This window comes from Streptomyces sp. NPDC055815 (genome assembly GCF_053616475.1).
Genome location: NZ_JBSHDU010000149.1, coordinates 1 through 7,650 on the forward strand (window position 1 = coordinate 1; position 7,650 = coordinate 7,650).

7 protein-coding genes are annotated in these 7,650 nt (G+C 71.6%); 1 reads left to right on the forward strand and 6 read right to left on the reverse strand.

Going from position 1 to position 7,650, the window contains the following annotated elements; genetic code table 11:
- Window positions 1–123 precede the first annotated feature (123 nt).
- The 6 genes from ACWGN5_RS41320 to ACWGN5_RS41345 all read right to left on the reverse strand — a co-directional run bounded on the left by ACWGN5_RS41320 (window position 124) and on the right by ACWGN5_RS41345 (window position 6,335).
- Window positions 124–1,659, reverse strand: coding sequence for a DoxX family membrane protein (locus tag ACWGN5_RS41320; RefSeq protein WP_453524054.1), 1,536 nt, complete (start codon window positions 1,657–1,659; stop codon window positions 124–126).
- A 95-nt stretch (window positions 1,660–1,754) separates the two neighbouring features.
- Entirely contained in the window at window positions 1,755–2,714 is a 960-nt protein-coding gene (gene rlmB / locus ACWGN5_RS41325; RefSeq protein ID WP_453524057.1) for a 23S rRNA (guanosine(2251)-2'-O)-methyltransferase RlmB, read from the reverse strand.
- Window positions 2,715–2,790: 76 nt separating this feature from the next.
- A complete protein-coding gene (cysS, locus tag ACWGN5_RS41330; protein ID WP_453524059.1) occupies window positions 2,791–4,191 on the reverse strand; it encodes a cysteine--tRNA ligase in 1,401 nt (466 codons plus the stop codon).
- Between the two features lie 64 nt (window positions 4,192–4,255).
- The gene (ispF, locus tag ACWGN5_RS41335) at window positions 4,256–4,801 is read right to left on the reverse strand and encodes a 2-C-methyl-D-erythritol 2,4-cyclodiphosphate synthase (RefSeq protein WP_453524061.1); all 546 of its coding nucleotides are present in this window, start codon (window positions 4,799–4,801) and stop codon (window positions 4,256–4,258) included.
- Entirely contained in the window at window positions 4,791–5,540 is a 750-nt protein-coding gene (ispD, locus tag ACWGN5_RS41340; protein ID WP_453524064.1) for a 2-C-methyl-D-erythritol 4-phosphate cytidylyltransferase, read from the reverse strand. The genes ispF and ispD overlap by 11 nt, the downstream gene beginning before the upstream one ends.
- Before the next feature lie 312 nt (window positions 5,541–5,852).
- Window positions 5,853–6,335, reverse strand: a complete 483-nt coding sequence (locus ACWGN5_RS41345) for a CarD family transcriptional regulator (RefSeq protein WP_003953493.1) — start codon at window positions 6,333–6,335, stop codon at window positions 5,853–5,855.
- Between the two features lie 641 nt (window positions 6,336–6,976).
- On the opposite strand from ACWGN5_RS41345, the gene ACWGN5_RS41350 reads away from it, so the two are divergent.
- Entirely contained in the window at window positions 6,977–7,612 is a 636-nt protein-coding gene (locus tag ACWGN5_RS41350; protein ID WP_453524067.1) for a DUF461 domain-containing protein, read from the forward strand.
- Window positions 7,613–7,650 lie beyond the last annotated feature (38 nt).

Sequence of the window (7,650 nt, forward strand, 5' to 3'; positions counted from 1 at the left end):
CATGGCCACCGCCCGCCCCCGCGACCACCTCCACGGCGCCCACGCCACCGCCCACCCGCCACACCCACCCGCCCACCACCCGGCCACCGGGGGGGGGGGGCCCCCCCTTCTCGCTGCCGTACGTCAGCCCAGCAGGCCGCCGATCGGGTTGTGCGCGCCGCCCGACGTCGAGCCGCTCTCGGACGGGGTGCTCGTGGAGCCGGTCGAGCCGCCGCTCGACGTGCCGCCGCTGGTGCCCGGGCTGTCGCTGGTGGACGGCGGGGGCGCCGGCTTCGACTGCGTGGGCGTACGGCTGCCGGTGCCGGTGCCCTGCGTGGCGGTCGGCCGCTGCTCCTGGGTCCGGGTGGACTCGCGGGTCGTCTCGGTGGGCCGGGTGGCCTCCTCGGTCTCCTCGCTCCGCGCCGGGGCCTCGGTGGTCGCGGCCGGCTGGGGCGCCTTGGACGCGGACTTCGACGGGGTGCGCGTCGGCTCCTGCGGGAGCGGCTGGCCGGGCAGGTGGTTGATCGGGTCGTCGTTGGGGCCCGGGACGGTGACCATCTCGGTGGAGCGGACGGCGCCGCCGAGGACGGAGCCGACGAGGAGGGTGAGGCCGACGACGACGGCGGCGAGGAGGGTGCTGCGGCGGGTGACGCGGCGGCGGAGGTCCCAGAGTTCGGCGCGCGGGCCGAGGGTCCGCCAGGCCTCCCCGGCGAGGCGGCCGTCGAGGGAGTAGACGGGGGCGCCGGCGATGATCAGCGGGGACCAGGCGGCCAGGTAGATGATGTCGGCGGAGTCGTAGACCGGGACGGTCTTCCAGCTGACGGTCAGGATGAGGGCGGCGGAGAGCAGGGCGCCGACGACGGCGGCGACCCGCTGCCAGAGGCCGAGGACCGTGAGGACGCCGACGACGACCTGGAGGAAGGCGACGGTGAGGCCGGCGCCGACGGGGTGCTGGAGGGCGAAGTCGCGCAGCGGTTCGGCGAGGGCCCAGGGGTGCAGGGAGTTGAGCCACTTCACCATGGAGCCGCGCTCGCCGCCGTCGAAGTAGACGGGGTCGCAGAGCTTGCCCATGCCCGCGTAGATGGAGATGAAGCCGAGGAAGACCCGGAGCGGGAGCAGGACGACACCGAGGTTCATCCGGCGGCCCGGGTAGTAGGCGTGCCGGACGTTGTCCTGGCCGTGGCGCTGCGCGGCCCGGGCGCCCGGGGCGTCGTGCTCGTACGGCTCGGTGGGCTCCGGCCCGAGGTCGTACACCTCGTCGTAGGCGCCCTCGGCGCGGCGCATCGGCGGCAGCAGGGGCGCGGCCTCGGCGGGCACCACGGGGGTGGGCATCGTGGTGTCGAGGCGCGGGATGGCCTGGGTGTCGCCGACGCCGTGCCCGCCGTGTCCGACGGGTTCGAGCGTGGAGACGGACGACTCGCGCACGGCCTGGAGGAGGCCGGTCGCGCCCGGCGCGGACTTTCCGGTCCACACGACGGGGCGACGGCGCGGGCCGCCCGCGCCCACTCCGGACAGAGCGGCGGTGCGGGCCGCGAACTTCGGCTGCGGGGCCGGCGCGAGCCGCACACGGAAGCTGGCGTGGTTCACGATCACCTGGGCGGGATCGGAATCCACCTTGACCATGCTCAGCGCGGGCTGATCGTCGAACCCCGGCCGGGGCGTTCTGGTGTCCACACTCATCTAACCGAGTGATGTGCGGTTAGGACACTGCCTTGACGGTTGCCAAATGTCCGAGGCCCGTCAAGATCACGGCCGGGGCGGTTCCCTCGTTCGGGTCAGCCCATGCGGCGGCGGGCCGCCTCGTAGAGCACGACACCGGCGGCGACACCGGCGTTGAGCGACTCGGCGCCGCCCGGCATCGGGATGCGGACGAGGTAGTCGCAGGTCTCGCCGACGAGCCGGGACAGGCCCTTGCCCTCGGAGCCGACGACGATGACGACCGGGCCGCCGAGCGCCTCCAGGTCCTGCACCTCGTGCGTGCCCTCGGCGGCGAGGCCGACGACCGCGATGCCGGCCTTCTTGTACTCCTGCAGGGCGCGGGTCAGGTTGGTGACGCGGGCGACCGGGGTACGGGCGGCGGTGCCGGCCGAGGTCTTCCAGGCACCGGCGGTCATGCCGGCGGCACGGCGCTCGGGGATGACCACGCCGTGGCCCGCGAAAGCGGAGACGGAGCGGACGATCGCGCCGAGGTTGCGCGGGTCGGTGACGCCGTCGAGCGCGACGATCAGCGGGTCCTCGTGCTCGTCGTAGGCGGCGGCGGTGAGGTCCTCGGGGTGCGCGTACTCGTACGGCGGGACCTGCAGGACCAGACCCTGGTGGTTCAGCCCGTTGGTCATGCGGTCGAGCTCGGGGCGCGGGGCTTCCATCAGGTTGATGTTGCCGCGCGCGCCGGCGAGCTGGAGGGCCTCGCGCACCCGCTCGTCGTTGTCGATGAACTGCTGCACGTACAGCGTGGTGGCGGGCACGCCGTCACGCAGCGCCTCGAAGACCGGGTTGCGGCCGACGACCATCTCGCTGGCGCCCTTGGGGCCGCCGCGGCGGGGCGCGGGACGGCGCTTGGCCGCCTGCCGGGCCATCGCGTTGGAGACGCGGTACGCCTTGTGGCCCTTGCGGTCCTCGGCCTTGGGGGTCGGGCCCTTGCCTTCGAGGCCCTTGCGCCGCTGGCCACCGCTGCCGACCGTCGCACCCTTCTTGTTGGACGTGCGACGGTTCCTGCGCTGGCTGTTCCCGGCCATGACTACCTGTTTCCTCTGCTGACGTACAAAGTCTGTAACTGAAGTGTGCCGCCCGGTGTCCCGAGCGGCACGTCTTCTAACGGTTGCCCAGCGTCCAGCGGGGGCCGTCGGGGCTGTCCTCGATGGCGAGGCCGGACTGGGCCAGCTGGTCGCGGATCGCGTCCGCGGTCGCCCAGTCCTTGCGCTCGCGCGCCGACTCGCGCTGCTGGAGCACGAGTCGTACGAGGGTGTCGACGACGCCGTGGAGCTCCTCGCCGCCACCCGTCTCCTCGGCCCAGTGCGGGTCGAGCGGGTCGAGGCCGAGGACGCCGAGCATGGCGCGGACCTCGGCGAGGCGGGCGATGGCCTCGTCCTTGTCGTCCGCGGCGAGGGCGCTGTTGCCCTGGCGGACGGTGGTGTGGATGATCGCCAGCGCGTGCGGCACGCCCAGGTCGTCGTCCATGGCCTCGGCGAAGGCCGGCGGCACCTCGGCGGCGGGGGCGACGGTCGTCCCGGCCTTCTCGGTGGCGCGCTGGACGAAGCCCTCGATGCGGGCGAAGGCCGACTCGGCCTCGCGCAGGGACTCCTCGCTGTACTCGATCATGGAGCGGTAGTGCGGGGTGCCCAGGTAGTAGCGCAGGACGATGGGGCGCCAGTTCTTCACCATCTCGGACACCAGCACGCTGTTGCCGAGCGACTTCGACATCTTCTCGCCGCTCATGGTGACCCAGGCGTTGTGCACCCAGTACGAGGCGAAGTCGTCGCCGAAGGCCTTGGCCTGGGCGATCTCGTTCTCGTGGTGCGGGAAGATCAGGTCGAGGCCGCCGCCGTGGATGTCGAAGGCGGAGCCCAGGTACTTGTGGGCCATGGCCGAGCACTCCAGGTGCCAGCCGGGGCGGCCGCGGCCCCACGGGGTGTCCCAGTCGGGCTCGCCCGGCTTGGTCGCCTTCCACATGGCGAAGTCGCGGGGGTCGCGCTTGCCGGTGATGCCTTCCTCGGCGGGCTGGCGGAGGTCGTCGATGTCCTGGTTGGAGAGCTCCAGGTACCCGGGGAAGGAGCGCACGTCGAAGTAGACGCTGCCGTCCGCCTCGTAGGCGTGGCCGCGCTCGATCAGCCCCCGCATCATCTCGATCATCTCGGGGACGTGACCGGTGGCGCGGGGCTCGTAGGTGGGCGGCAGGCAACCGAGGGCGTCGTAGCCGTCGTTGAACGCGCGCTCGTTCTCGTAGCCGATGGACCACCAGGGGCGGCCCTGCTCGGCGCCCTTCCTGATGATCTTGTCGTCGATGTCGGTGACGTTGCGGATGAACGTGACGTCGTAGCCGCGGTAGGCGAACCAGCGGCGCATGATGTCGAAGTTCAGCCCCGACCGGATGTGGCCGATGTGCGGGGCCGCCTGCACGGTGGCACCACAGAGGTAGATCGAGACGGCGCCCGGTGTGAGCGGGGTGAAGTCACGGATCTGCCGGGCGCTGGTGTCGTACAGGCGAATAGTCACCACTCCAGGGTAGTGGGCGTGTGGTAGTGCCCTGCGACCGATTCCCGGCGGCAGGGCACGTTTTTCACGCCTGCCGCTCCTGTACGGGGTACACGAGGGCGGTCGCGAGGGCGGCGAGGCCCTCGGCGCGGCCGGTGAGGCCGAGTCCGTCCGTGGTGGTGCCGGACACGGAGACGGGGGCGCCCGCCGCCTCGCTCAGCGCCTTCTGCGCCTCCTCGCGCCGCTTGCCGACCTTGGGGCGGACGCCGACGACCTGCACGGCGATGTTCCCGATCTCGTACCCCTCGGCGCGGACGATCCGGGCGGCCTCGGCGAGCAGGGTGACGCCGGAGGCGCCGGACCACTCGGGGCGCGAGGTGCCGAAGTGGGCGCCGAGGTCGCCGATGCCGGCGGCGGAGAAGAGCGCGTCGCAGGCGGCGTGGGCGGCGACGTCACCGTCGGAGTGCCCGGCGAGCCCGTACTCCTCGCCCTCCCAGAGGAGACCGGCGCACCACAGCTCCCGCCCCTTCTCGAAGGCGTGGACGTCCGTGCCGATGCCGGTACGGGGGATCAGGGTGGGGGTACCCCCTGTTCGAGCGGAGCCGAGAACTTGGGGGAGGTCAGAAGCCATCGTTGGCCCTCCTGCGGGCGAGTACGGCCTCGGCGAGGACGAGGTCGAGGGGGCGGGTCACCTTGAAGGCCTCTTCGTGGCCGGGCACGACGACGACGGGCGCGCCGAGCTTCTCGACCATGCCGGCGTCGTCGGTGGCGCCCTCGCCGGTGAGGGCGACGGTGGCGTGGGCGTTGACCAGGGTGTCGTGGTCGAAGCCCTGCGGCGTCTGGACGGCGCGGAGGCGGGCGCGGATCGGGGTGGCGACGACCTGCTCGGGGTCGCCGGGCTGCTCGGCCGGCTCGACCTCCTTGACGGTGTCGGCCACGGGCAGCGCGGGGACGACGGCGACGGCCCCGTCCCGTACGGCCTCGATGACGGCGTCCACGGTCTCGACGGGGACCAGCGGGCGGGCCGCGTCGTGGACGAGGACGGTGGTGATGCCCTCGGGGAGCGCCTTGAGGCCGAGGTGGACGGACTCCTGGCGGGTGTCGCCGCCGGGGACGACGAGGTAGTCGGTCCGCTCGGGCAGGGCGTGGGCGTCGAGGAGGTTCTTGACCTCGGCGGCGCCGTCGGGGGGTGCGACCACGACGACCAGGGAGACCGCGCGGGAGGCGGCCATCGCGCGGACGGCGTGGATGAGCATGGGGGTGCCGTTCAGCGCGCGGAGCGCCTTGGGGGCGCCCGGGCCGAGGCGCACGCCCCGCCCTGCGGCCGGGATCACCACGGCGGTACGACGGGGACGCACTTCGTCTGACATCGGTTGCACTCCGGCAGGTTTGTTTCCGCGGCCGACATGGGTATGGCCTCACCGTGCCGGACGCACCGCCTTGACCGGGCCCTTTCCGTGACGACGGTCGAGGCGTGGCCGCGTGGGCACAGGGGTTCGGGCGTTGAGAAGTTCAGGGGGTGCGGGTTACTTCGGCGGTGCGGTGACGCGTACGCTCCGCAAACGTACGCGAACATGCGACGCACGCGAACATGCCGCAGCGCCCGACGGCAGCACTGTGTGGATCACAGCACGCCAGCGGGCACCGCGGCATCGCTTCACTGCTTCACTTGGGAACGCCGCTCAGGACGCGAGGACCTCGTCGAGGAGCGCCTCGGCCTTGTCCTCGTTCGTGTTCTCCGCGAGGGCCAGCTCGCTGACCAGGATCTGGCGAGCCTTGGCGAGCATGCGCTTCTCGCCCGCGGAAAGTCCGCGCTCGCGCTCACGACGCCACAGGTCGCGCACCACTTCGGCGACCTTGATGACATCGCCGGAGGCGAGCTTCTCGAGATTTGCCTTGTAGCGACGGGACCAGTTCGTCGGCTCTTCGGCGTACGGTGCGCGCAGCACCTCGAAGACCCGGTCCAGCCCGTCCTGACCGACCACATCGCGAACACCGACGAACTCCGCATTGTCCGCCGGCACACGAACCGTCAGGTCGCCCTGCGCGACCTTGAGCACCAAGTAGGTCTTGTCCACGCCTTTGATCTGGCGAGTTTCGATGGCCTCGATCAGCGCGGCCCCGTGATGGGGATAGACCACGGTGTCGCCAACCTTGAACGTCATGTGACAGGTACCCCTTCCGTGGCTATCCAGGGTAACACGGATTCGGCTTCTTCTGAATGGCGTTTTCGCAGGTCAGGGCATATCTCGGGGCTTGACAACGGTGACACGAACGTGCTGCGGAGGGCTTCCGGAAGGCGGTATTCGCAGGTCGGAGCGGCTGCGTGGACGGAGAGAAACGCGCACGTTACACACACCCGGAGGCCCCCGAGGGAGGGGCGATGTCCCGTTTTGTCGGGTTCGGAGCGGGCTTCTTCACCTACTCCGTTCGAGGATCGACCACCCGTACGGATGCATCCCGGGGTGATTCCCGAAATTGATCAGTGGACATCAACCGAGGCCGGTAGGGGATTTTCCGGAGGGCCGGCTCGGGGGAATGCGGAGCCGCCCCCGAATTGATCAAGGCGGTTATGTGAACAACAGGTCAATGGGTCGTGATCCGGCCACGCGGGGTGACAACCGGGGAGTGCGCGAGGGGCGAGGGGAGGGCCTGCGCCGCCGACCCCCGGGGACGACCGTGACCGGTTAGGGGCGGGTCGGGTGCGGGACGCGGAGTGAGGCTCGGTAACCTAAGCGCGCTGACACACCTTTAGCTGTCCCTTAGTTCCCACGCCCGTCCGTACGTCCTAGGAGATGCCGCCGCCGTGAGCCGCAGCCTTCGACGCGGCGCCCTCGCCGCCACCGCCATCGTGTTCTCCGTCGCCGCGCTCTCCGCCTGTGGTGCGGGCAACGACGCGCAGACCCTCGAGGTCCGGCCGGACAACGCCGCCGTCACGGTCGACGACGTCAAGATCCAGAACGCGCTGGTCATCACCCAGCCGCTGCCCGGCACCAAGGGCCCGGCCGCCGTCTCGGCCACCGTCTTCAACAACGGCAGCCTGCCGCAGACCGTCGACGCGATCCGCCTGCCCGGCACGGCCTCCGTCGTGAAGCTGAAGGCGGCCGAGGGCGACGGCCCGATCGTCGTCCCGGCCCACGGCTCCGTCGTCATCGGCGGTGAGGGCAACGCCTCCGCCATGATCGAGAACGGCTCCGAGGCCGCCCGCGACGGCGACGCGCAGAAGCTCGTCTTCAAGCTGAGCAAGACCGGTGACGTGAGCCTGAGCGCCTTCGTCGTCCCGTCGAAGAGCTACTTCAAGGACTTCGGCCCCACGATCGTCCCGGCGGCCCCGTCGGCCGAGCCGAGCGCCACGGCTTCCCCGTCGGGCGAGGCGTCCCACGGCGCCGAGCACGGCGCCGAGACCCCTGCCTCGGGCGAGCCGACGACGGCCGGCCACTGACGGCAGCAACGCTTACGCCGAAGGGGCGCCCCCACCCG